The following is a 24032-nucleotide window of genomic DNA, read 5'->3' as shown; positions in this document are numbered from 1 at the left end:
CTACTCGGAGTGCCTGGGGTGGAAGGGTATTCCGGACAAGTGTGTGCAGATATCGGATGGAACGTATGTTGTCCTGCGGGGATATCATAAGTTCACTGAATGTCTGAGCTGGGCGGGTGTCAGGGAGAAGTGCTACCAGGACCCAAATGGTTTCTGGTACATCACTCCGGCTTGATTCCTGCTCCGCGCCAGCCCTGGCCAGCGATTGCTAGATCGGCCAGGGCTGTAACGGGTCGGGTGGCTCGTCCGGACGCCACTCGAGCACAACATTTTGATCTGATTATTTCTCTTACCTTCGGCTGGGAAATGCGCCGGGCAGGGTTATATCAAATGAGTGCGGGATTCCGATCGTGGGAAACCGCTATCATCAGCTGCGTTATACGTTGGCTGGGGCGTGTGTCTGCGTAGAACTAGTGATAGCGCTGTTTTACCGAGCGGCATGATTACGAAGAAAGTGCCACCGAAGGTGGGTGAGTATCTGATCGCCTCGGGAGCAAGGTTGGCTGTATTGATTGGCTGACCTGAAGATTCGGCAGTCGACGAATTCCATTCGGTCTTTCGCCGACTGCCGATCGATCATGACTGCCGAGCTATCGGCCCCGGGTCGGGGGTGCCCCGGTCGTCCCTGCGTCGTTGCCATTGCCGTTGTTGCCCGCGCGGGGTGCGTTCGTGGCTGTGGGGGACGAGCCGTCGGTCGGTGCGACCGGCTGGCCGGGCAGCGGGCCCGCGTCCGACTCACGTTGCTGTTGCGGGCGCTGCTGCTGCGGTGCGGGCTGGACGCCGGGCACCGGGATGGTGATACCGGGCAGGATCTCCACCTGGGTCGGCGCAACCACGACCGGTGGCAGCAAGGGGGAGTCGACGGTGGACGGCGGGGTGTAGGGCGCCGACCACTCGGGGACACCGGCCTGGCCCTTGATCGGGGCGGGCTTGGGGAACGTCTCGTTGCGGGTGCCCGAAAGCGCGCCGTCCATGGTCGCCTTCCATATGTCGGAAGGCAGGCCCGAACCGTAGATCATGCCGCCGCTGTAGTTGCGCAGCGGAGAGTTGTCGACGCTGCCGACCCACACGGCGGTGGACAGCGAGGGGGTGTAGCCGACCATCCAGGCGTCCTTGTTTTCGCCCGTGTCGAGCAGCTGCGCCGTACCGGTTTTCGAAGCCGATTCCCGTCCGTTCGCCAGCCCGTGATTGCGGGAGTAGCCGGCGATCGGCTTCATCGCGGCGGTGACGTTGTCGGCCACCGCGGCCGAGACGCGCTGCTCACCGGCCACTTCACCACGATCGAGCAGGACCTGCCCGTCGGCGGTCACGACCTTCGTCACGAAATGCGGCGCGTGGTAGACGCCGGAGGCGGCCAGCGTGGCGTAGGCGGAGGCCATGTCCAGCGGGCGGGCCTGGTACTGGCCGAGCACGATGCCGTTGTTGGGCCCGGAGCCGTCCGACTCGGTGAGTGTCTTGCCCACGCCCGGGATGGTCTCCGGAATGCCCAGCCTGTGACCCATGTCGGCGATCTTCTGCGGGCCGTTCTGCATGTCCAGCTGCATCCGATAGAAGCTGGTGTTCAGCGATCGTTTCAGCGCCTCGGCGATGGTGCACATGCCGCACTGTTCGCCTTCGACGTTGGTGATCTTGATGCCGTTCACGGTGAGCGGTGAGCTGTCGTACATCTGCGACAGCGGGATGCCCTGCTCCAGATTGGCCGCGAGGCCGATGACCTTGAACGACGAACCGGTTTGCAGGCCGGCGTTGGCGAAGTCGTAACCCTGGCCGTCGCTGCCGCCGTAGTACGCGCGCACCGCGCCGGTGCGCGGATCGATGGAGACCACCGCGGTGCGCAGCTGCTCCGGCTCGCCTTGCATCTTCGAAGTCGCCGCGTCCACGGCCGCCTGCTGAGCCTTCGGGTCGATCGTGGTGGTGATCTGCAGGCCGGAGGTGTTCAGTTGCTGCTCGCTGATGCCCGCGGCGGCGAGTTCCTTGAGCACCTGCGTCTTGATCAAGCCTTCGGGACCGGAGTCCTGTTCCTTGTCGCGCGTCGACGCGAGCGGAACGACTTGCGGGTACTGCAGGCCCTGCCGCTCGGCGGTGTTCAGGCTGCCGAGCGAGACCATGCCGTCGAGTACGTAGTTCCAGCGGGTCTTCGCGCCTTCCGGGTTCTTCTCCGGGTCCAGGCTGGACGGCAGCTGGATGGTGGCGGCCAGTACCGCGCCCTCGGCGATGGTCAGCTCCTGCACCGGCTTGCCGAAGTACGCCTTGGACGCCGCGTCGATGCCGTACGCGCCGCGGCCGAAGTAGATGGTGTTCAGGTACGCGGCGAGGATCTCGTCCTTGCTCCACTGCCGCGCCATCTTGGCCGAGATGACCAGCTCGTGCATTTTGCGGGTCAGCGAGCGTTCGTCACCGACCAGCGCGTTCTTCACATACTGCTGGGTGATCGTCGAGCCACCGCCCGCGCTTTCCTTGCCGAGGATGTTGTCCCTGGCCGCGCGCGCGAAGCCGGAGATCGAGAAGCCGGGGTTGGTGTAGAAGTCCCGGTCCTCGGCCGCCATCACCGCGTTGCGCACATGCGGTGGGATCTGGTCGATGGTGACGTCGGTCCGGTTGCCTTCCGGCGGGACGACCTTACTGATCACCGACGTGCCGTCGGAGGCGAGAATCGTCGCCACCTGGTTGGTCTTCAGGTCGCCCGGTTGCGGCACCGACACCGTGGTGTACGCGGCCAGGAAGATGCCGCTGGGCACCAGGATGGCCAGCGCGATCATGACGTAGAGCGTGCGGCGCACGATCCGCCACGGGAACTTCTTCTTCTGCGCGGGCTGGCGGCGTCCCGGTCCGTCGGAGCCGTTGCCGCCGCCACGGCGCGGCGGCGGGCCGGACGGCGGGCCGCCGCCGGGGACGCGACGTCCGTCGCGATCCACCGCGGGACGCCCACCGGTGGCCGGACGCGGGCCGGTGCTGGGACCGCGCCGGTCGCGCTCGGCCACCGCCTCGGTCAGCGAGCCCGGCCGCTGGATTCGCTGGGTCTGCTGGGGGCCGGACGCGCCGCCGTTGGGCACGCCGCGGTTCGGCTGCGGCGGACGGCCCGGCTGGGGCGGGCGACCGCCCTGCGGGGGTCGCCCGTTCGGCGGGGGGCCGGGACGGCGCGGCGGCTGCGGACCACGCGGCTCGCCGGGGAGGGGACGCCCACCCGACGGCTGACCCGGACGGGCGCCGGGCGGCGGCCCTGGACGGGGATTCTGGTACGGGTTGGGACTTGGACGTGAACTCTGCGGAGGACGACCGCCATGTGGCTCATCGCCGTAGGGCTCGTAGGGCGAATTCACTGACAAGATCTCCATAACTCGTAGCGGTCCAGGTGGCTATCAGCGGTAGTCGTCACCGCGGCGGACGCGTGCCTGCTCCCCGAGTCAGCCGACGGGGATGACCCAGGCACTTCATTCGGCGGCTGTGCGCCGGTTCGCGCGTGTCCCGGTGCGGCGGCGCGGCGGCGCCGGCGCGGAGCCGAGCACATAGGACTGCACCAGATGATTCCAGCTGCACGTCCGGCATACCTCGACGACATGAACCGAGAATTCTTCCCGCGTCTCGGCGAGTCGCGCAAGCTCCTCGGGTGTGCGAGCCGACCCGGCGACCGGCCCGAGGCCGTCGCCGAAGACCCAGGATACGAGGGTCAGTTGTTCCTTCCGGCAGATGGGGCAGGTGACTTCGCTACCCCGGCCGTGAAACTTCGCCGCACGCAGAAGATAAGGATTCGCATCACACACCTCGGCGACATCGACCCGGCCCGCATAGACGTCAGCCAGCAGCGACCGGCGCCGGAGGGCGTAGTCGACAACTTGCCGCTGAATTCGCACGAGAACCAGAGTAGCGGTGTTGGAATCGCCCCGCCCCGGGCTGTGCGGATTGACCGGTCCCGACCGGCTGCGATCCAGCGCGGCGCGGCCGCACCCCGGGCTACCATCCGTCTGTGTCCACCGCATCATCCGGGCGCACGCGAGCGCGTGACCTCGACCGCGCCGCCGCGTCCGGCTTGCTGGACGCCGCCTACGCGGAGGGGCAACTCGGGGCCGACGAGTACCACGACCGAATCGCGCAGGCCGCGGCGGCGAAAACGCTCGGCGATCTGGCCGCGCTCACCGCCGATCTGCAAAGCCAGGCCACGGTGCGGGGGTTCGCTCCGCAGCGCTCGGCGAGCACGCGAAAACGCCTGCGCCGCTCGGCATCCGGAGCAAGTTATCCCGATCACACCCGGGCGCGCGATGCCGATCGCGCCACTACTCGCGAGCTGCTCGACGCCGCCCGGGTCGAGGGCCAGCTGTCCGAAGAGGAGCACGACACCCTCGCCGAACTCGCTCGGGAGGCGCGCACCGTGGGTGATCTGCGGGATCTGGTCTCGGACTTGCAGCGGTCCGGCGATATCGCCCCGGCGCCGCGGCCGCCGCGATCGCGCCGCGGGTGGTACACAGCTGCGGTGACCGTGGCCGCGGTCCTGGCCGCCTGCGCCGGGTTTCTCGCGGTCACCCGGGAAGCGGAGGAACCCCACCCGAAGGCGCAGGCCATGCCCGTGCTGGACCAAGCGACGGTGCAACCGTTGGCCATCCCTACGCCGAGCCCGCACACCACCGAGGGAATCGCCACGTTCCTGCGTAATTACCAGCGGAAATTCGGTGACCTCCAGGTCGATGAGCTGTATATGCACGAGGACTACGCCTCGCTCGTCCGGGCGGTGCCCGGGCAGGCGAACCGGAAGGTCGCCTACGACTACCGCGGTGGTTTCACGCAGTCCCGGCAGATCGAGACGCGCAAGGCCGACACGCCGTCGGTGGATCTCGGCGCGTTGAATCCGGAGGCGATCGGCCGGGCACTCGCCGACGCGGCCACGATCGTCCGGGTGCCGGGCGGCGTGGTGACGCATTTCTCCGTGAGCATGCCCGATACCAGGACCAACGCCGAACCCCTCGTCACCGTCTACGTGAGCAACTCGGTCAGGGAGAGCGGATACTTCACCATGACTCCGGCGGGCGAGATTCGCCGTGTCTCGCCGTTCAAGGGGTAGGACGATGGCGACCACCCGATACAGCGGAATCCGCGCCCGCGATACCGACCGCGCCGACGTGTGCGGCCTGCTCGACGCCGCGCTGGCCGACGGACAGCTGACCGCGGGCGAGCATTCCGCGCGCACCACCGAAGCGATGCGCGCCAAATCCTTCGGCGAGCTCGACGCGTTGATCGATGATCTACAGATTCCCGACGACCTCGCGAACGCCCCGGTGGTCCGCGTGGACCGGCGGCGACCACGGCGCTGGCCGGCGTCCGTCTCGATGATCGCGGCCGCCCTGGTCGCGGGCGCGATGGTGGGCGGGATCAGCCGTTGCGGTGTCGATCTGCCGGGTTCGTCGGAGAAGGTTCCCGACATGACCACCGGGGCGGGCTTGTCCTATTTCCTCGCGGAATACAAAGCCGAGTTCGGGGACCTGATCGCCGACGATGTCACCCTGTACCCGAAGTATGCCCTGGTGGATCGGCAGAAGCCCGGCAATGCGGCCCAGACCGGCGACTACCGCTACGACGGCGATTTCGACACCTCGCGTGCCTCCGAGCGCAAAGCGGGGACGCGCACCTTCGACCTCGCCGCCGTCGACGTGCCCGCCATCGCCCGCCTGCTGGCCGGTGCGCCGCAGACGGTGCGGTGCCCGGACGGCGTGATAAGTCACGTCAGCCTGCAGTTCGACTCGCCCGGCGCGGTCGACCCCGGTCCCGTGGTGAATATCTATGTGAAGTGCCAAGGCGGTGCTTCTGGATACGCCAAGGTCACTTTCGCGGGCGAGCCGCTCGCGGTCTTCCCGCGCTGAGTCCGCAAGTCGTCTACGCCGGGGAGCGCCTGTGCACAGATGTATCGCTCCGATATAGTGGATAGTCGCATCCATCGGTTAGGTCTGAACACAGTCAGGGGGTGAAGCCCGGTGCTCGAGCTGGCAATCCTCGGGCTGCTCCTGGAAGCGCCCATGCACGGATACGAGCTGCGCAAGCGGCTGACCGGCCTGCTCGGGGCGTTTCGTGCCTTCTCCTACGGATCGCTCTACCCGACGCTGCGCCGCATGCAGGCGGACGGGTTGATCGCCGAGGAGATCCCCGCGGGCGCGACGACACGCCGTGCGCGACGGGTCTACCAACTGACCCCGGCCGGTCGGGAGCGGTTCAGTGAGCTGCTCGCCGACACCGGACCGCAGAACTACACCGACGACGGCTTCGGCGTACATCTGGCTTTCTTCAGTCGCACTCCCGCGGAAGCGCGGATGCGGATCCTGGAGGGCAGGCGGCGCCAGGTCGAGGAGCGCCGAGAGGGGCTCCGGGAGGCGATCAAGAAGGCCAGCGGGTCACTGGATCGCTACACCCGGCAGCTCCATCAACTCGGACTCGAATCAAGCGAGCGCGAAGTGCGCTGGCTCAACGAGTTGATTGCGGCGGAGCAATCGACGAAGGCGGCACCACAGAAAGAGGGAAATATCGGCCATGAGTGACAACGAGAAGGCTGACAACGCCACAGCGGTTCGCGTCGCCATCGTAGGTGTGGGCAACTGCGCCTCTTCGCTGGTCCAGGGCGTGCAATACTACCGGGACGCGGACGAGTCCTCGACCGTTCCCGGTCTGATGCACGTGCGGTTCGGGCCCTACCACGTCCGCGACGTCAAGTTCGTCGCCGCGTTCGACGTGGACGCCAAGAAGGTCGGCTTCGACCTGGCCGAGGCGATCTTCGCCAGCGAGAACAACACGATCAAGATCTCCGACGTGCCGCCCAGCGACGTCGTCGTGCAGCGTGGCCCGACCCTCGACGGCATCGGCAAGTACTACGCGGAGACCATCGAGCTGTCCGAGGCCGAGCCGGTCGACGTGGTGCAGGTGCTGAAGGACAACAAGGTCGACGTGCTGGTGTCCTACCTGCCGGTGGGCTCGGAGGAAGCCGACAAGTTCTACGCGCAGTGCGCGATCGACGCGGGTGTCGCGTTCGTCAACGCGCTGCCGGTGTTCATCGCCTCCGATCCGGTCTGGGCGGAGAAGTTCACCAAGGCCGGTGTCCCGATCGTCGGTGACGACATCAAGAGCCAGGTCGGCGCGACCATCACCCACCGCGTGATGGCCAAGCTGTTCGAGGACCGCGGTGTGCAGCTCGACCGCACCATGCAGCTCAACGTCGGCGGCAACATGGACTTCAAGAACATGCTCGAGCGTGAGCGCCTGGAGTCGAAGAAGATCTCCAAGACCCAGGCCGTCACCAGCAACCTCAAGAAGGAGCTCGGTGCCAACGACGTGCACATCGGCCCGTCCGACCACGTGGGCTGGCTCGACGACCGCAAGTGGGCCTACGTCCGCTTGGAGGGCCGCGCCTTCGGTGACGTGCCGCTGAACCTGGAGTACAAGCTCGAGGTGTGGGACTCGCCGAACTCGGCGGGCATCATCATCGACGCGGTGCGCGCGGCGAAGATCGCCAAGGACCGCGGCATCGGCGGACCGGTCATCCCGGCCTCGGCCTACCTGATGAAGTCCCCGCCGCAGCAGCTCGCCGACGACATCGCGCGCGCCCAGCTGGAAGCTTTCATCATCGGCGCGGAGTAGACGCCGCACCGGCAGAGGTCGGCCGACGGCGAATGCCCTCGGCCGACCTGCTGGTCGACTACAGGCTCCGGTAGACGTCTTTCCGCCAGCCGCCCTTCACCACGAGGATCACCAGTACGCCGTTGTCCACCCGGTACGCGACCCGGTACCTGCCGACGCGCAGGCGGAACAGGTTGTGGTGGCCGGACAGTTTCTTCACGTCCAGGCCAGGCGCATAAGGATCGTCGCCGAGTGCCGTGAGCGCGGTGAGGATCCGCATCGCATCCGGTCGCTCGATGGCTCGGAGTTCTCGGCGCGCGGACTCCAGGAATCGGAAGCGGTACTTCACTTCGCGTCGTCTTCGAAGAGGTCGGCCAGCACCTCCGCCATGGTGAAGGTCGGCTCGGCGGTCGCCAGCCTTGCGTCGGCCTCGCGGGCGAGGATTTCGTCCTCGGCCGCGTCGAAGGCCTCCACCATGGATAGCGGCACCAGCGCGGCGGCGGGCGCGCCGTCTCGCAGGATGATCACCTGCTCCCCAGCTTCCGCTTCGCGGACGTGAGCGGCCAGGTTGGCGCGCAACTCCCGGATGCTGATCTCCGACATACCGAAAGTGTACACGCTGACGTGTACACAATCGGCTTCATGTCAGTCGAGCGAGACGTAGACCTCCACCGAGGCCGGGCCGGTGTAGCGCTCGACCTCAGCGGTGTGCGAGCGGGTGATGGTGCCCGCGCTCTCGGCCTTCGCCACCTGGGCCCAGGCGGTGCGCAGCAGGTCGTAGGGCTTGTCGGCGACGACGAACTTGGCGTAGCGGCCCTGCGGGATGATGGTGAGCACGTCGCCGGGGTCCAATTCGCCCATCCCGCCGATCTCGTAGCCGAGCACGGCGACGGCGTGATCGTTCTGGCCGATGTAGGCGGCCACCCGCGGCACGTTCTTCTCCCGCGCCAGGTACCGATCCCACGTGAAGTTCACCAGGTCGAGGTCACGCGCGGTCACCTCGCGGCCGGCCAGCGGCACGGTCAGGCCGGCAACCATGCTTTGCGGCAGAGTGACGATCTCGAAGTCCACTGTCTGTTCCTACCCGTTGCCCTGATCGTCTGCCAATGCCACGAAGACTTCCACCGTCCGTGCGTCCGGATAGTGTTCCCAGTCGCCGGTATAGGCCCGCACGAGCCGCCCCGCGGCCTCGGCGTCCCAGACCGCTCGCCAGATGCTCACGATGGTGTCGCCGAGGTTGTCCCCGCTGGCGATGAACCGGGCGAAGCGCCCTGCGGGCACCCGGGCGAGCACGTCGCCGGGCTGCAGGTCGGCCAAGCTGTGACAGCGGTAGCCGACGATGTGGGTCAGATACGAATTGATCTCCGGCGCGTGGTCGACATATGCCGTGGTCGGCGGCCCCGGTAGCTTGCGGGCCAGGTTGCGCTTCCACGCCTCTTCTACTTTCGCGCGGCGCGGTCCTTCGACCGCGAGCGCGGGGCTGCGAAGCACTGTTCCCGCCACCAGCGTCTCGGGTTGGTCAACGACATTGAAATCCACCGGCGTAGCCCCTATGTCTCGTCTGTCCTCAATCGGCGTCGCTCCCGGTGCCCTCCGTGGTGCGCAGGCTACCGCCTCCGGGCCCGTCGCTCGCGCCGCGCTGTCGTCGCTCGAGCGCATATCCTTCCGCATCGTTTCCGCGGTTTCGGCGTCGGCCCGTTCCGACGCACTCGCTGTTCGCTCTCACTCTGGCAAACGATGCTGCCATGTCATGCGTTCCTCCGGGCGACGGAAGGTCACAGCATCATCGCTATCCAGGAACCGGAATGCTCAGCCCCGGGAAAATCTCGACCTCCCTGGGCGGTTGAGGGCTGGACGGGATGATGACGACGGGTTCGCGCTGCGGAGACCGCTGCGGTGGATTCAGGATGTCGTAGGGCCCGCCCGAGGGCTGCTTGCTCGGACTCGGCCTGCCCGGGGCCTGGGTGCCGGGGAACTGTTCGATCGGGGTGCCGTCCAGCGCGTCGTCCATGACTTGCTTCCAGATGTCGGCGGGCAGGCCGGAACCGTAGATGTCGGCTCCGCGGGCGGTGCGGATCGCCTGTGACCGCTCGGTGCCGATCCATACCGCCGTGGACAGCGACGGGGTGAAGCCGATCATCCACGCGTCCTTGTTCAGGTCGCTGGTGCCCAGTTGCGTGGTACCGGTCTTCGCGGCCGAGGGACGGTTGTTCTTCAGCGCGTGCCCGTTGGAGTAGGCCGCGATGGGAAGCATTGCCTCGGCGGTGTTCTCCGCGATCGTCCGGGAGATACGTTGCTCGCCCCCGGACGGCTGTTTGCCGACCTTGTCGCCGCCGCGATCCAGCAGCACCCGCCCGTCGCCGGTCACCACTCGCTGCACGAAATAGGGCTGGTGGTAGACGCCCGACGCGCCGATCGTGGCGTAGGCGGAGGCCATATCTATGGGGCGAACCGAATACTGCCCCAGCACGATCCCGTTCAGCGGTCGCCCGCCGTCTTCGGTCAGGGTCTTGCCCGGCACGCCCGGCAGCTCTTCCGGGATGCCCGCCGCGTGCGCCGCCTGCGCGATGGCCTGCGGACCGTCGGACATCGTCATGGTCAACCGGTAGAAGCTGGTGTTCAGCGAGCGTTTCAGCGCCTCGGCCATGGTGCACTTGCCGCACGACTCGCCGTCGACATTGGTGATCCGGGTGCCCCGGTCGGTCACCGGGGAGCTGTCCAGCACGCGGGACAACGGGATGCTCTGCTGCTGCGCGGCGATCGCCGCGAAGACCTTGAACGCCGAACCGGTCTGCAACGGCGCCTGCGCGAAGTCGAAACCGAGGCCGTCATAGCCGCCGAAGTACGCGCGCACCGCTCCGGAACGCGGATCGATCGACACCACCGCGGCGCGCAATTCGGGTGGCTGCGCACCGAGCCGGTCGCGCACCGCGTCCAAGACCGCCTGCTGTGCCCGGGTATCGATGGTGGTGGTGATCTGCAACGCGCCCTTGTTCAAGTCGCGTTCGCTGATGCCGGAGTCGCGCAACTCGCGCACCACCTGGTTGCGGATCAGGCCCTCCGGACCGCGGGCCACGTCCTCGTCCGGGATACGGGTCAGCGGAATGATCGGGGGAAAGGTGGCGGCGTCGCGGTCGCCCGGCGCCAGCACGCCCATCTCGACCATGCCGTCGAGCACGTAGCGCCAGCGCGCCTTCAGATCCGCGAGGTGGGTTTCCGGGTCCAGGATCGAAGGCGTCCGGATCAGCGCCGCGAGCACCGCGCCCTCCGCGAGGGTCAGCTGGTTCACCTGCTTGTCGAAATAGACCTTGGCCGCCGCGGCGATGCCGTAGGAGCCGCGGCCGTAGTAGATGGTGTTCAGATACGCGGCGAGGATGTCGTCCTTGCTCCACTGCCGGGCCATCTTCGCCGCGATGATCAGCTCGCGCATCTTGCGGGTGACCGTGCGTTCGGAGCCGAGAAACGCGTTCTTGACGTATTGCTGGGTGATCGTGGAGCCGCCGCCGGCGTTGTCCTTCCCGAGCAGATTGTCCCGCACGGCGCGCAGGAAGCCGGACGTCGAATAGCCGGGGTTGCTGTAGAAGTTGCGGTCCTCCGCCGACAGCACCGCGTCGCGCACCGGCCGCGGCACGTCGGACAACGGAACCGGCGTCCGATTGCCGTCCGGCGGAACGATTTTCGCGAGTACTGTGCTGCCGTCGGCCGCGAGGACCGTGGCGATCTGGTTCGTCTGCACCGCATTCGGATCCGGTATCTCCGCGCTCCAGTACGCCAGGACGGACAGCAGCGCGGGTACCACGCCGAAAAGGATGAACAAGGCGAGCAGCAGGCGGCGAAAGCGTTCGCCTCTGCTCCGTGGCGGCCGGTTCGGCTCGGTCGCCGAGGGTGCGGTGGGCGGCCGCGATTTCCGGCGGGCCGCGGCGCGTTCGCGCCGGTTGCGCGTGTTCGGTCGCGCCGCGCCCGGCCGCTCCGTCCAGCCCGCGATCGAGGCATACGGCGCGGTCTTGGGTCCCCCCTTGGCGCCGCGTCTACGTTCTCGCGGTCTGCGGAACGAGCTCACGATCATCTCCTCCCGGAGCGTCGGACGAACTCACCTGCACGAACGAACGGAAAAGAGCGTCGAACGCAGAGTTTACCCCGCTCGTTCCCTACCGGCTTTCCACTTTCCGGACGACCGACACGCCCGTACTCGACCGCGTTCCCCGGTGGCCGAGTTCGACAAGGCCGTTCCCACCAGGTAGTTCCCGAAGGGCGTGACGCCACCGCGACCCTTCAGCCGAGTGGTTCGCACCTGACGCGACCAGATGTCCGCAACTACTGGTTTCGAGCGAAGCGAGACCGAGCATGTGCCGTTCGCGGCCCGGCCCGAACACGAGCCATCAAGGGGCCGCGAACACGCAGCGCCGCAGGCGCTGCCAGAAGTTTCAGCTCTTGACGCCGCCCGCGGTGAGACCGGAGATGATGCGGCGCTGGAAGAGCAGAACCATGATGACCAGCGGGATGGTGACGATCGTGCCCGCCGCCATGATCGCGGCGTACGGCTGCACCAGCGGGTTGTTGCCGGAGAAGCGGGCGATCGCGACGGTGACCGGCTCGGTCTTGTCACTGGAAAGCAAACGGGCGAGCAGGTATTCGTTGACCGCGGCGATGAACGCCAGGATCGCGGTGGTGAACACGGCCGGAGCGGCCAATGGCAGCATCACCAGGCGGAAGGCCTGCAGTTTCGTGGCGCCGTCGATCCGCGCGGCTTCTTCGAGTTCCCAGGGCAACTCGGTGAAGAAGGACGCGAGGATGTAGACCGTCATCGGCAGCACGAAGGAGATGTTCGGGATGATCATCGCCTGGTACCGGCCGATCCAGCCGAGGTTGGTGAAGAGTTGGAACAGCGGCGTCACCAGGACGACGACCGGGAACATCGAGGCGCTGAGGATCAGGCCGGACACCACGTACTTGCCGCGGAAGGTGAGCCGGGCCAGCGCGTACGCGGCCATCACGCCGATCGCCAGCGCGATCACCGTCGTGATGGAGCCGATGACGATGCTGTTGACCAGCGCCTTGCCGAAGTTGTTGCCGCGGCTGGTGTCGAACGCGTTGCGGAAGTTCTCCAGCGTGACGTGCGTCGGCCACGGGGTGTTGTCGAAGGTGTAGTCGGGGTCGCGAAACGCGGTGACCGCCATCCAGTAGAACGGCGCGAGACCCCAGACCAGCACGATCAGCGCGCCCAGGTAGACCCGCACGGAGCCGAGGCGCTTGGTCCACGGGACCGGCTGAGCGACGGACTCGTCGGTCACCGGCTTCTGCACCGTCTGCACGGACATCAGTGCGCCTCCCGCTGTTCTTCCTGGGTGCGAACCGCGTTGGCGCCCAGCACCTTCACCAGCACGAACGCCACGGCGAAGATCAAAAGAAAGGTGATCGTGGACAACGCGGCCGCACTGTTGGGGCCTTGCCGGACCTGATCGACCACCAGGATCGACACCGTCCGAGTGGACGGGTTGCCCAGCGTCATGATCGCGGGCAGGTCGAACATCCGCAGCGCGTCCATCGTCCGGAACAGCACCGCGACCAGCAGCGCCGGTTTCAGCAGCGGCAGCGTGATCTGGGTGAACCGCTGCCAGGCCGACGCGCCGTCGACGCGCGCCGCCTCGTACACGTCGGCCGGGATCACCTGCAGACCGGCCAGCAGCAGCAGCGCCATGAACGGCGTGGTCTTCCAGACGTCGGCCGCGATCACCGCGAACCGGGACGGCCACGCGTCGGAGGTCCACAGGATGTGCGTGCCGAGGACGCGGTTCACCACGCCGTCGTACTGGAACATGAACTCCCACAACCGCGCGGTGACGGCGGTGGGGATAGCCCACGGGATCAGCACGGCCGCGCGCAGCAGCGCCCTGCCCCGGAAGGTCTTGCCCATCACCATGGCCATGCCGAGGCCGAGCGTCGCTTCCAGCGTGACGGTCACCACCGTGAAGAACAGGGTGGTGCCGATGGCCAACCAGAACTGCGAGCCGAGGTTGCCGGTCGGGCAGGCCACCGTCTCGCCGGTCGCGACCTGGCACTGTTGCAGCAGCCAGTGCGTGTAGTTGGCGAATCCGGCGTTGCCGCCCTCGACGAACATGCCGGTCGCCGGGTCGAGCCCCGGGTCCTTCTGGAAGGACATCCACAGCGCCCGGATCACGGGGTACCCGATGACGACCGCGAGCGCGATCAGCACGGGCGTGACGAACAACCAGGCTTTTCCGGCGCGTCGCAGTTCCAGCGCCAGTTTCGCGGCAAAGCCGCGTCCGGGTGGAACGAACTCGTCGTCTTTCGGCACGCTAGTCGCCGTTCCCGAAGGATCCGACACCGTTTCTCTCCTGCGGGTTCGTCGGGTCCGTTGCGCTCAACCGCTCACGATCCGGCGGTTTCGATGCCCTTTTGCATGCCGGTGATCGCGTCGTCGACGGACTTGGTTCCGTTCAACGCAGCATAAGCGTTGTCCTGGATGGCCTTGGACACCGCCGGATAGAACGGCGTCACCGGGCGCGGCACCGCGCTGGCGATGGAGTCCTTGAGGGCGGGCAGGTACGGCATCTTCGCGATCAGCGCCGGGTCGTCGTACATCGACGCGCGCACCGAGGGCAGCGCGCCCGCGGCGACGATGTGCTGCGCGTCCTCACTGATCAGGAAGCGCAAGAAGTCCAGCGCGGTGGCCTTGTTCTTGGAGTACGCGCTGATCGCCGCGTTGTAACCGCCGAGCGTGGAGGCGCCGACGCCGTTCTCGCCGGGCAGCGGGGCGACCGCGAACTTGTCCTTCACGGCGGAGGCCTCGCCGCCGACGTCACCGAAGGTGGACGGCCACGAGCGCAGGAACATCAGCTTGCCCTGTGCGAAGGCGTTGCTGGACTCCGGCTCCTTGAAGGTGATGGCCTCTTTGGGGATGTCGCCGTTGTTGTAGGCGTCGACCAGGACCTTCAGTCCGGCGCGGGACTGCGGGCTGTTCACCGTGGGCGTCTTGCCGTCGGCGCCGACGAAGCTGCCGCCGTAGGCGTTGATCACCTCGGCCGCGTTGACGGTCAGGCCCTCGTAGGGGGCGAACTGGCCCGCGTAGCAACCGATGTTCTGCTGGCGCGCGATGGGGCACTGGGCCAGCAGTTCGTTCCAGGTCTTGGGCGGGTTCGGCACCAGGTCCTTGCGGTAGAACAGCAGGCCGCCGTTGGTGTTGCGAGGCGCGGCGTAGAGGGTGTTGTTGTAGGTGGCGCTGGCGACCGGCGGGGAGAGCAGCGCGCTGGTGTCGATGGTGAAGGAGTCCTTCAACGGCTGGATCCAGCCTTTGGCGGCGAACTCGGCGGTCCACGGCACGTCGAGGGCGACCACGTCGTAGTTCGACTGCTTGGAGCGCATGTGCTCGACCAGGTCGTCGTACTGCTGCGAGGCGTCGTTCGACTGCTCCTTGAACGTCACCGGTTCGTCCGGGTGCGCGGCGTTCCAGCGTTCGATCAGCTGCTTGACCGCGCCGGTCTCGGTGGTGTCCTTGCCCTCGACGTAGGTGATCGGGCCGCGCCCGGTGAGGTTCTGGCTGGTCGGGCTGCCGCCGCTGTCGCTGGAGCAGGCGCTGGTGAACGTCGCGGTCAGCAGCCCGACCGAAGCGACCGCCACCGCGGCCCGTGGCACGAGCGACGAACGTAGGGACGTCACCTTCTCAACAGCCATCGCAAACACTCCAGGATCGTTCGTGAGCGGCAGCACACCCTGCCGGTGCACAAGGCAAGATACATGGTGCCGATCCGGCGTGTGGGACAGTGGCGCGAAGTCGAGCCCGCGCACCCGCGGGGCGGCGCCCGCGGTGTTCGCTTTCCAGGAGGGGGGTGTGCACGCTGAACCGACGGTGGCCGAGCTGATCGAATCGGTGGCTGGGGCCGGGGGTAGAGCGGCCTGGTTCCGGCTGCTTGTCGGCGCACGGGCGGCGGCGCGGTGCCGCGGTCGGGCTTTGTTCGGGTGAGCCACTAGGCTGGGCGCGATGTCTTCGCCGAACGCGGTTCCCGATCGGATGCTCACCCGCATCGGTGGGCTGCTGCGCAAGGCCGAATCGACCGACAACGAGCACGAGGCCGAGGCGTTTCTCGCGGCGGCTCAGCGGCTGGCGACGAAGTCGTCCATCGATCTCGCGGTGGCGCGGGCGCATATCGCGGGACGGGAGCGCAGGCCGACGCCGGTGCAGCGGATCATCCCGATCGGCGAGCCGGGCAAACGCGGGTTGCGTACCTACGTGCAGCTGTTCGTCGCGATCGCGGCGGCGAACGACGTGCGCTGCGATGTCGCCCGGACCTCGACGCAGGTCTACGCTTACGGGTTCGACTCCGATATCGACACTTGCGAAGCCCTGTACGCCAGTCTGCTCGTGCAGATGGTGCGCGCGTCCGACCAGTACATCAAATCGGGCGCGTATCGATCGGCCACGGTCGAGAAGATCGTGGTGGAGAAGCGGTGGGGTCGCCAGGTCCGGCGGCGGGTGCAGGCGCCGGTCGCGGGTGTGACGGCGCGGCTGAATTTCCAGATGGCGTTCGCCGCGCGGATCGGGCGGCGGCTGGCCGAGGTGAAAGCGGAGGTCGAAGCCGAGGTGTTGCCGCGGGCCGCCGATGCGGCCGGGACCGCGTTGGCCCTGCGGAACAAGGAGATCGAGCTCACCGACTTCTACGCGAACACCTCGGAGGCGCGCGGCACCTGGCGTGGGCCGCAGGCCTCGGCGGGGCATTCGGCGGCGGCGCGCGCGGCGGGGGACCGCGCGGGCAGGGCCGCCCGGATCGGAACCTCGCCCGAACTCCCGGCTGCCCGCGCGAGCTTGACCTCCGCCGAGGGCGGCAGTTGACCGGCGTGAACAGCACGGGCGGTGGGCGAGGCGGCCATAACCGCGTGCCGTCGGCGCGAACGGGCGATCGGTTGCTGCTCGCCGCCGCGCGACCGGTCGCGCAGCGATGACTGTGCGCGACAGCCAGCGCGCCAAGGTCTACGACGCCGAGCAGCTGGTACGCGGGGTGTTCGATCGTGCGGACGAGCACGGCGCGCGCACCGTCGAACTGTACGGTTCGCAGCTCACGTTGCCGATCGAGCGCCGCTTCGCCTCGGTGGAATCCGTACAGAGTTATACGGACAAAGTGCTGGCGCTCAATTGGGTGCGGGCGCGTTGGGAGCGGGCCGCCGTGGCGGTGCGCGTCCGCTCGCGCGCCGGGGCGACCGCCGCGCATTACGAGGCGGCCGGGAACGTCCTGGCGGTCCCGCTGCACACCGGCGGCACCGCCTGGGCGCTGCGGGAACTGGTGATCCTGCACGAACTGGCGCATCACTTGGAGCCCGCGCCCGGGTCGGTGGCCGCGCACGGCCCGGAATTCTGCGACCGGTACGTCGAAGTCGTGGACGGCGTCGTCGGCCCCGAAGCGGCATTGCTGCTGCGCACCACGATGCTGGGTTGTGGCGTCCGGATCGGCTGAGCCCGCCGCCTGGTGAAGCCATCCCCGCCGTTCCACCCAACGGCTTCGGACGCGACAAGGTGCCGATGCGCGTGCAGGTCGGTGGCCTCGATTCGACCGCTACACCGACGGCAGCTGCAATCCTTGCCCCTCTTCGGCACTACTTACCGCACGGATTCACCACCGTGTCCGAGTACTTCCAATTCCGAACGGAGGGAGGTGACCGCGTCGTCCGCGAGCGGATGGCGGCGAACTGCGGTTCTCGTGCTGTTACGCGGGCGGGATCAGCGCATTGACGCGAGCCAAGCGATCCTGCCACCATGCGGTGCGCTCGGCGTCGGGGTGGCGATGGCTTTCCAGCAGTTCCGGTTCCGGCTCGGGTGGGGTGCGCAGGACGGGGAGGTAGCCGTCGACCGCACGCAGGGATCCCCGGGTCACGTCACCGGTGAGCAGGCTCAAAGTGCCTAGACCGCAGGCGAAATCCAGTTCCGGGAGCGCGCCGGCCAGGGCCAGTTGCGCCGCGAGGCCGACACTGGTCTCCAGAGCGGAGGAGACCACGCAGGGCAGTCCGGCCGCCTCGGCCACCTGGAGGGCGCGGCGGACGCCGCCGAGCGGTGTGCACTTGAGCACGGCGATATCGGCCGCGCCCGCGACCGCGACCCGCATGGGATCCTCGGCCCGGCGGATGGATTCGTCGGCGGCGATGCGCACGTTCACCCGGCGGCGCACCGCGGCGAGTTCCTCGATGGTCCGGCACGGCTGTTCGACGTATTCCAGGCCACCCGCGGCCTTATCGATCCGCTGGATATCGCGCACGGCCGTGTCGACATCCCAGACCGCGTTCGCGTCGACCCGGATCGCGCCGTTCGGGCCGAGTGCGTCGCGTACCGCCTCGACCCTGGCCATGTCCTCGGCGAGCGAGTCCGGATGGTCGGCCACCTTCACCTTGGCGGTGCGGCAGCCGGATCTGGCCACGATCGCGTGCGCCTGCTCCGGGTCGACGGCGGGCACCGTGCAATTGATCGGAACGCGGTCCCGGACCGGCTCGGGCCAGCCCGTCGTCACCTGCTCCAGAGCGGTGGCCAGCCATGCGGCGGCTTCGCGGTCGTCGTATTCGGGGAACGGACAGAACTCGCCCCACCCGAGTGGCCCCTGGATCAGCATCCCTTCCCGCACCGTGATGCCACGGAAGCGGGTGCGCATCGGGATGGCGTAGACGACGTTGTGCGCTGCGGAGTCGCTCATCGCCGACCAGCTTAGGCGGCCGCCGGGGCCCATCGCGGGATTGCGCAGACGGACTCGAGTAGTTTCCCGGAGCCGCCGAGGCGCTCGACCCGGGATCGTTGGCGGCATGATCCACACCCCGCAGCCTTGGCCGCCGCACGGCGCGCCCGCATCGTCGCCCGCCGGGCAGCGGCCGGTGCGGACCTGGGACGTCGTGCTCGCCATCGTGCTGTACTGCGTCGCGGCCGTCCTCGGCTCGGCCGCCGCCTACTTCACCCTCTTCTTCGCCTTCGCCACCGATCCATGCGGGACGGACAACTGCCGCACCGACTATCTGGGCTGGGCGTTCGCGGTGTCCTGGGGTGGAACGGCGCTGGCGATCGTCGGCGTCACGGGGATGCTCATCCTGGCCGCGGTCAAGCGCTGGTACATGTGGTACTGGCCGGTGCTCGCGATAGTGCTGATCGTGCTCTCGTTCGCCGGGGGCCTCGCATTGGCTTCCCAGGTCTACACAGGCTCTTGAGATGCCCTGCGGCCGACGGCCGGTCATGCTGATCGCATGGCGCGCACAATCCGGCAGCGAACGACCGACGCCCTGCGCGTCGCGCTGGGGACGGTCATCGTGCTCGGATTCGGCTGGCTGATGGCCTCTTTCGTGCCGCTCTACGATGTGCTCGCACGCGACGGCCGCGCCGGCCGCGGCGTCGGCTACCTGCCGTGGGCGCAGGTCGTCGCCTGGGCAGGCATCGCGGCGTCGGTGCTCGCGGCGATTATCTCGGTGGTCGAGAAAGTGCGCGACCGACGGCCGATCGCCTGGACCCCGCTCATCGCGGTCCCCTTGATCCTCGAATCCTGGCTGATCGGCTTCTTGATCGCAGCCGTGCTGGTCTCGTATTGAATTCGCTGTGCTTGTTTTCCAGCGCCTGCGGCGCTGGGTGTTCGCGGCCCTTTGTGGTTCGCGTTTGCGCGACCGCCGCTTGCTCCTTCGTCGCGTACGCGGCGGCCGCGCAAACGCGAGCCGGGCCGCGAACGGCGCATGGTCGGTCTCGCTTCGCTCGAAAGTCGTTGTCGGGGCGCGCTGGTGGCGTGGGTAGTGCAGCTTGCTGGTCGGGCGCGCGGTGTTGTAGCTGTGTCGGTTCGAGCGACTGTCGCTTGTTCCTTGGTCGCGTACGCGGCGGCCGCGCAAACGCGAGCCGGGCCGCGGACGGCGGATGCTGGGTCTCGCTTCGCTCGGAAGACGTGGTTGGGGTGCGTTGGTAGTAGAAGCTTGCTGATCATGCGCGCGGTGTAGCGGCTGTGTCGGTTCGAGCGGCCGCCGCTGCACCTTTGCCACGTACGCGGCGGCTGTACGAATCGACCGCTCTACGTTCCGGCCACGCGGCTCGAGTCAGGCTGTGCCGTTTCCAGCGCCACCGCGACTGGCCTGGCCTTACTCGAGGAGGTGCTCCGGCCGATGTGGTTCAGGCGGGCGAGCCCACCCGTCTGCGTGTTCGCATCCAACAGCCGCGAACACGCAGCGCCGGTGGGATGTGGATCAGCCCAGTCGCTCCACGATGGTGGCGTTGGCCAGCCCGCCTGCCTCACACATGGTTTGCAGGCCGTAGCGGGCGCCGCGGTCCTGCATGGCGTGCACGAGCGTGGTCATCAGGCGGGCGCCGGAGGCGCCGAGAGGGTGCCCGATGGCGATCGCGCCGCCGTTGACGTTGACCTTCGCCAGGTCCGCGCCGGTGTCGTGAGCCCAGGCCAGCACCACCGGCGAGAACGCCTCGTTGATTTCGACGAGGTCGATGTCGGACAGGCGCAGACCCGCGCGTTGCAGGACTTTCCTGGTCGCCGGGATCACCGCGGTGAGCATCAGCAACGGATCGTCGCCTGCCACCGCGAAACTGTGCAACCGGGCGAGCGGCTTCAGACCCAGTTCCTTCGCGCGCTCGCTGGTCATGATGAGCACCGCCGCGCTGCCGTCGCTGACCTGGCTGGCGGTCGCCGCCGTGATCTCCCAGCCGATTTGCGGGAAGCGGGCGGCCATGGCGGGGTCGTAGTAGGCGGGACGCAGTGCCGCCAGCGTCTCCAGCGTGCTGCCGACCCGGATGCCCTCGTCGGTGGCGAGCCCGTTGATCGGGGCCAGCTCGCCGGCGAACAGGCCGTTCTTGGTGGCGAGCGCGGCCTTTTCGTGGCTGGCGAGCGCGAACTCGTCCAGCTGGGTGCGGGTGAGTCCCCACTTGGCCGCGATGAGCTCGGCGCTGATGCCTTGCGGTACCAGGCCCTCCGGGTAGCGCTCGGCGAAGCCGACGCCGGAGATGTCGTCCGAACCGACCAGGTTGGCGCCCATGGGAATCCGTCCCATCGACTCCACACCCGCGGCGACCACGATGTCGTAGGCGCCCGCGATCACGCCTTGCGCGGCGAAGTGGATGGCCTGCTGACTGCTGCCGCACTGCCGGTCGACGGTGGTCGCCGGGACGGATTCGGGATATCCGGCGGCCAGCGCGGCCCGCCTGGTCATGTTCGCGCCCTGCTCGCCGAATTGGGTGACGACGCCGCCGATCACGTCGTCGATGAGTGCGGGATCGATGCCGCTGCGGTCCACCACCTCGCGCAGGCTGTGGGCCAGCAGGTCCACCGCGTTGACGTTGTGCAGGGCGCCGTTCGGTTTGCCTTTGCCGATCGGGGTGCGTACCGCCTCGACAATCACCGCGTCTCTCATGGTGCTTCCTTCCGGACCGAGAGCCCGGCCACCATGCCTGGCTCTATCAACACATAGTCAGATTACTCCTGGCAATAGTTAAGACAAGTCAGCATCGGTATGATGTCGGTCATGGCAGCAGTGATGGAAGGGCCATTGGCCGATCTCAGCGCCTGGAAAGCCGACGAATGCTCGATCGCGAAGGCGATGGACCTCATCGGCACGCGCTCGGCGGTGCTCATCCTGCGCGAGGCGTACTACGGCACCCGGCGGTTCGACGGCTTCGCCAGCCGCGTCGGCATCACCGACGCGGCGGCCGCGGCCCAGTTGCGCAAGCTCACCGCGGCGGGTTTGCTGGCGAAACAGCCCTACCAGGAGGAAGGCAAGCGCACCAGGCACGAGTACGTGCTCACCCGGATGGGCCGCGATCTGCTACCCGCCGTGCTGGCGCTCATGCAGTGGGGCGACGCCTACCTGCAGCCGGGGGCGGCTCCGCTGCTCTTGGTCGAGGAGGCGACCGGCGCTCCGGTACGGGTGCAGGTGTGCAGCGAATCCGGTCGCGAGATCGAACTCGAGGAACTCGGCGTGCGGCTCAACGAGGACTACGCGCGGCAACGGCGCGCACGCCGTCGATCGGACGCGACGGACTGATGCCCGCTCGCCGCGCCGCGCCGGCGACCGGCACGACGCGACCGAACAAGCGATGCCAGGGTGGGCGGGCCGGCCGTGCATCGAGCCGGAAACCGGAGTCATGCGGCCCGCGCCTCGATGCAGGGCCGAGAAACGCGCCCCTCGGTCGCTCAGTTGAGCCTGCGTCCTTCGGTGTCGAAGAAGTAGACGTGCTCGGCGTCGGTCGCCAGCCGCAGGCGGGTTCCCTTGGCGGGCGGGTTGCGCCAATCCGCCCGCGAGACGATGGTTGCCCCGGCGCCGTCGGTCCCGCCCTCGGCGATGGTGCGGCCGTAGATGTAGGCGTCGGAACCCAGTTCCTCGACCACGTCGACCTCCATCTCGATGCCGGAGCCGTTGCCCAGTTCGAAGTGTTCCGGACGGATGCCGACCGTCACCGTGTTGCCCGCCTCGTCCGCGACCGTGCGCGGCAGCGCGATCGCGTGCCCGCCCAGTTCCACCCGGCCGTCGGTGACCGGCAGCGTGAACAGGTTCATGGCAGGCGAGCCCATGAACCCCGCGACGAACACGTTGGCCGGATCGCGGTAGAGGTCGCGCGGCGTGGCGCACTGCTGCAGCAGGCCGTCCTTCAGCACGGCGACCCGATCGCCCATGGTCATCGCTTCGACCTGGTCGTGCGTGACGTACACCGTGGTGGTGGCGAGCCTGCGCTGCAACTGCGCGATCTGGGTACGGGTCTGCACGCGCAGTTTGGCGTCCAGGTTGGACAGCGGCTCGTCCATCAGGAACACCTGCGGCTGGCGCACGATCGCGCGGCCCATCGCGACGCGCTGGCGCTGACCGCCGGACAGCGCCTTCGGCTTGCGATCGAGGTAGGGCTCCAGGTCGAGCAGTTTGGCCGCCTCCAGCACCCGCTGCTGCTGCTCCGCCTTGGCGACCTTGGCCAGCTTCAGCGCGAAGCCCATGTTCTCCGCGACGGTCATGTGCGGGTAGAGCGCGTAGTTCTGGAACACCATGGCGATATCGCGTTCCTTCGGCTCGGCGTGCGTCACGTCGTTGTCGCCGATCAGGATGCGGCCGCCGTTGACGTCCTCGAGCCCGGCGAGCATGCGCAGCGAGGTCGACTTCCCGCAGCCAGAGGGGCCGACCAGCACGAGGAACTCGCCGTCCTCGATCTCCAGGTTCAGCCGATCGACCGCAGGTTTGACGGCGCCGGGGTAGAGCCGCGTCGCATTGTCGAAGGTCACAGTGGCCATGACGAATTCACATCCCATCCCGGCAGGAACGTGCCGGACGATCCGAGTAAGGGTGCGGCGATCCTATCGGGCCGCCCGGGGACGGGCCACGTCAGCGTGTGCGCGCCTCGAAGAACGCGCGCGGCACGTCGACGAGCATGGTGTCGATCTGCTCCTTGGTGACGCCGCGGTCGAGCACGTAGGGGAACACGTCCTGGAACAGGTGGGTGTAGTGCCATTGCGGCAGAGCCGCCATGGCCGCGGGCTCGATCCAGTCGATGTAGCAGCTCGCGTCCTGGGAGAGCACCATCCGCTCGGCGTAGCCGCGACGCACCATCTCGATCAGCGTGTCGGCGCGGGCTTCGAAAGTGGTGTCGAGGTTGATGCCGAAGCGGTCCATGCCGAGCACGAAACCTGCGTCGGCGAGTTCGGCGAGGTGATCGCAGTCGGTGGTGTCGCCGCTGTGCCCGAGCACGATGCGGCCGGGATCGACGCCTTCCTCGTCGCACATCACGCGCTTGACGTCGAGCCCGGCGCGCGACTCCGGATGGGTGTGCACCGTGATCGGGACGCCGGTCTCGAGATGGGCCTCGGCGACCGCCCGCATCACCCGTTCCACGCCCGTCGTGAGCCCTTGCCGGTCGATCGCGCACTTGAGCATGCCCGCCTTCACCCCGGTGCCCGCGATGCCGTCGCGGATGTCGGCGACGAACATGTCGACCATCGGGTCGGGGACCTGCGCGCCGACGATCTCGTTCAAGCCGGGCCCGCGGTAGTGGAAGAAGAACGGGACATCGCCGTAGGTGTAGATACCGGTGGCCACCACCAGGTTCAACGGCACCTGTTCGGCGATCCGCTGGATCCGGGGGATGTAGCGGCCGAGCCCGACCACGGTCGGGTCGACGATCGTGCGCACACCCGCGTCGTAGGCGACGCGCAGCCGCCGCACGGCGTCGGCGATACGTTCTTCTTCGGACCCCCATTCGGCCGGATAGTTCTGCTGGACGTCCCCGGTGAGCACGAAAACGTGCTCATGCATCAGAGTCACTCCGAGATCAGCGGTATCGATCGGACCGCGCATGGTTTCCAGCATTGACACAGCGAATTCTCCTCATCTGAGCTGCGCGTTTGCGGAAATGCTACGAACCAGTATGTGAGCTGTGCCATAGTCGCGGGCACCGAAACTTCGTACAACTTTCGTGCGGAGCGCACGAAACGACCTCG

23 protein-coding genes are annotated in these 24032 nt (G+C 67.9%); 9 read left to right on the top strand and 14 right to left on the bottom strand.

Features of this window, described 5'->3' with window-relative positions; all coding sequences use genetic code 11:
- Window positions 1–590: 590 nt before the first annotated feature.
- Both ACWEKR_RS26210 and ACWEKR_RS26205 read right to left on the bottom strand, forming a co-directional pair.
- Window positions 591–2759 carry a transglycosylase domain-containing protein gene (locus ACWEKR_RS26210; protein ID WP_452356794.1) on the bottom strand — a complete coding sequence of 723 codons (2169 nt, stop codon included), beginning with the start codon at window positions 2757–2759 and terminating at the stop codon, window positions 591–593.
- A 672-nt stretch (window positions 2760–3431) separates the two neighbouring features.
- Window positions 3432–3851, bottom strand: a complete 420-nt coding sequence (locus tag ACWEKR_RS26205) for a DUF5318 domain-containing protein (RefSeq protein WP_063016743.1) — start codon at window positions 3849–3851, stop codon at window positions 3432–3434.
- A 113-nt stretch (window positions 3852–3964) separates the two neighbouring features.
- Here ACWEKR_RS26205 and ACWEKR_RS26200 point away from each other — a divergent pair, with 113 nt between their 5' ends.
- The 4 genes from ACWEKR_RS26200 to ACWEKR_RS26185 all read left to right on the top strand — a co-directional run bounded on the left by ACWEKR_RS26200 (window position 3965) and on the right by ACWEKR_RS26185 (window position 7611).
- Complete coding sequence (locus ACWEKR_RS26200) at window positions 3965–5053, top strand: DUF1707 SHOCT-like domain-containing protein (protein ID WP_452356722.1); 1089 nt, start codon at window positions 3965–3967, stop codon at window positions 5051–5053.
- A gap of 4 nt (window positions 5054–5057) precedes the next feature.
- Entirely contained in the window at window positions 5058–5849 is a 792-nt protein-coding gene (locus ACWEKR_RS26195; protein ID WP_452356721.1) for a DUF1707 SHOCT-like domain-containing protein, read from the top strand.
- A gap of 111 nt (window positions 5850–5960) precedes the next feature.
- On the top strand, window positions 5961–6518 hold the full coding sequence (locus tag ACWEKR_RS26190) for a PadR family transcriptional regulator (RefSeq protein ID WP_039803160.1): 558 nt from the start codon (window positions 5961–5963) through the stop codon (window positions 6516–6518).
- Window positions 6511–7611, top strand: coding sequence for an inositol-3-phosphate synthase (locus ACWEKR_RS26185; protein WP_159841241.1), 1101 nt, complete (start codon window positions 6511–6513; stop codon window positions 7609–7611). Before ACWEKR_RS26190 ends, ACWEKR_RS26185 begins: the two co-directional genes overlap by 8 nt.
- Before the next feature lie 58 nt (window positions 7612–7669).
- On the opposite strand, the gene ACWEKR_RS26180 is transcribed toward ACWEKR_RS26185, so the two are convergent.
- The 8 genes from ACWEKR_RS26180 to ACWEKR_RS26145 form a co-directional block, all read right to left on the bottom strand.
- Window positions 7670–7939, bottom strand: coding sequence for a type II toxin-antitoxin system RelE family toxin (locus ACWEKR_RS26180; protein WP_452356720.1), 270 nt, complete (start codon window positions 7937–7939; stop codon window positions 7670–7672).
- Window positions 7936–8193, bottom strand: a complete 258-nt coding sequence (locus ACWEKR_RS26175; RefSeq protein WP_452356719.1) for a type II toxin-antitoxin system Phd/YefM family antitoxin — start codon at window positions 8191–8193, stop codon at window positions 7936–7938. Before ACWEKR_RS26175 ends, ACWEKR_RS26180 begins: the two co-directional genes overlap by 4 nt.
- Before the next feature lie 42 nt (window positions 8194–8235).
- Window positions 8236–8661, bottom strand: coding sequence for a GyrI-like domain-containing protein (locus ACWEKR_RS26170; RefSeq protein ID WP_452356718.1), 426 nt, complete (start codon window positions 8659–8661; stop codon window positions 8236–8238).
- A 9-nt stretch (window positions 8662–8670) separates the two neighbouring features.
- The gene (locus ACWEKR_RS26165; RefSeq protein ID WP_159841243.1) at window positions 8671–9129 is read right to left on the bottom strand and encodes a GyrI-like domain-containing protein; all 459 of its coding nucleotides are present in this window, start codon (window positions 9127–9129) and stop codon (window positions 8671–8673) included.
- 250 nt (window positions 9130–9379) lie between these two features.
- The gene (locus ACWEKR_RS26160) at window positions 9380–11656 is read right to left on the bottom strand and encodes a transglycosylase domain-containing protein (protein WP_452356717.1); all 2277 of its coding nucleotides are present in this window, start codon (window positions 11654–11656) and stop codon (window positions 9380–9382) included.
- A gap of 358 nt (window positions 11657–12014) precedes the next feature.
- The gene (locus ACWEKR_RS26155) at window positions 12015–12908 is read right to left on the bottom strand and encodes a carbohydrate ABC transporter permease (RefSeq protein ID WP_452356716.1); all 894 of its coding nucleotides are present in this window, start codon (window positions 12906–12908) and stop codon (window positions 12015–12017) included.
- Window positions 12908–13936, bottom strand: a complete 1029-nt coding sequence (locus ACWEKR_RS26150; protein WP_452356715.1) for a carbohydrate ABC transporter permease — start codon at window positions 13934–13936, stop codon at window positions 12908–12910. The genes ACWEKR_RS26155 and ACWEKR_RS26150 overlap by 1 nt, the downstream gene beginning before the upstream one ends.
- 44 nt (window positions 13937–13980) lie before the next feature.
- Window positions 13981–15282, bottom strand: a complete 1302-nt coding sequence (locus ACWEKR_RS26145) for an ABC transporter substrate-binding protein (RefSeq protein ID WP_452356714.1) — start codon at window positions 15280–15282, stop codon at window positions 13981–13983.
- Between the two features lie 307 nt (window positions 15283–15589).
- Here ACWEKR_RS26145 and ACWEKR_RS26140 point away from each other — a divergent pair, with 307 nt between their 5' ends.
- Window positions 15590–16438 (top strand): DUF2786 domain-containing protein, encoded by an 849-nt coding sequence (locus tag ACWEKR_RS26140; protein ID WP_452356713.1) that lies wholly within the window; start codon window positions 15590–15592, stop codon window positions 16436–16438.
- 106 nt (window positions 16439–16544) lie between these two features.
- Window positions 16545–17057, top strand: coding sequence for a TIGR04338 family metallohydrolase (locus ACWEKR_RS26135; protein ID WP_452356712.1), 513 nt, complete (start codon window positions 16545–16547; stop codon window positions 17055–17057).
- Window positions 17058–17306: 249 nt separating this feature from the next.
- Here the strand turns inward: ACWEKR_RS26135 and ACWEKR_RS26130 are convergent, their stop codons facing one another.
- On the bottom strand, window positions 17307–18281 hold the full coding sequence (locus tag ACWEKR_RS26130) for an o-succinylbenzoate synthase (protein ID WP_452356711.1): 975 nt from the start codon (window positions 18279–18281) through the stop codon (window positions 17307–17309).
- 106 nt (window positions 18282–18387) lie between these two features.
- Between ACWEKR_RS26130 and ACWEKR_RS26125 the strand changes: the two genes are divergently transcribed.
- Window positions 18388–18783 carry a hypothetical protein gene (locus ACWEKR_RS26125; RefSeq protein ID WP_452356710.1) on the top strand — a complete coding sequence of 132 codons (396 nt, stop codon included), beginning with the start codon at window positions 18388–18390 and terminating at the stop codon, window positions 18781–18783.
- A 36-nt stretch (window positions 18784–18819) separates the two neighbouring features.
- Window positions 18820–19158 (top strand): hypothetical protein, encoded by a 339-nt coding sequence (locus ACWEKR_RS26120; RefSeq protein WP_452356709.1) that lies wholly within the window; start codon window positions 18820–18822, stop codon window positions 19156–19158.
- A 636-nt stretch (window positions 19159–19794) separates the two neighbouring features.
- Here the strand turns inward: ACWEKR_RS26120 and ACWEKR_RS26115 are convergent.
- Window positions 19795–20967, bottom strand: a complete 1173-nt coding sequence (locus ACWEKR_RS26115; RefSeq protein WP_452356708.1) for a thiolase family protein — start codon at window positions 20965–20967, stop codon at window positions 19795–19797.
- Between the two features lie 99 nt (window positions 20968–21066).
- Here ACWEKR_RS26115 and ACWEKR_RS26110 point away from each other — a divergent pair, with 99 nt between their 5' ends.
- Window positions 21067–21597 carry a winged helix-turn-helix transcriptional regulator gene (locus ACWEKR_RS26110; RefSeq protein WP_452356707.1) on the top strand — a complete coding sequence of 177 codons (531 nt, stop codon included), beginning with the start codon at window positions 21067–21069 and terminating at the stop codon, window positions 21595–21597.
- A 149-nt stretch (window positions 21598–21746) separates the two neighbouring features.
- Here ACWEKR_RS26110 and ACWEKR_RS26105 read toward each other — a convergent pair whose 3' ends face one another.
- Both ACWEKR_RS26105 and ACWEKR_RS26100 read right to left on the bottom strand, forming a co-directional pair.
- On the bottom strand, window positions 21747–22829 hold the full coding sequence (locus ACWEKR_RS26105; RefSeq protein ID WP_452356706.1) for an ABC transporter ATP-binding protein: 1083 nt from the start codon (window positions 22827–22829) through the stop codon (window positions 21747–21749).
- 91 nt (window positions 22830–22920) lie between these two features.
- Complete coding sequence (locus ACWEKR_RS26100) at window positions 22921–23901, bottom strand: phosphotriesterase family protein (protein ID WP_452356793.1); 981 nt, start codon at window positions 23899–23901, stop codon at window positions 22921–22923.
- Window positions 23902–24032: the final 131 nt, after the last annotated feature.

The sequence above is a fragment of the Nocardia sp. NPDC004573 genome (assembly GCF_053602135.1).
This window is presented reverse-complemented; position numbering and strand designations above follow the sequence as displayed.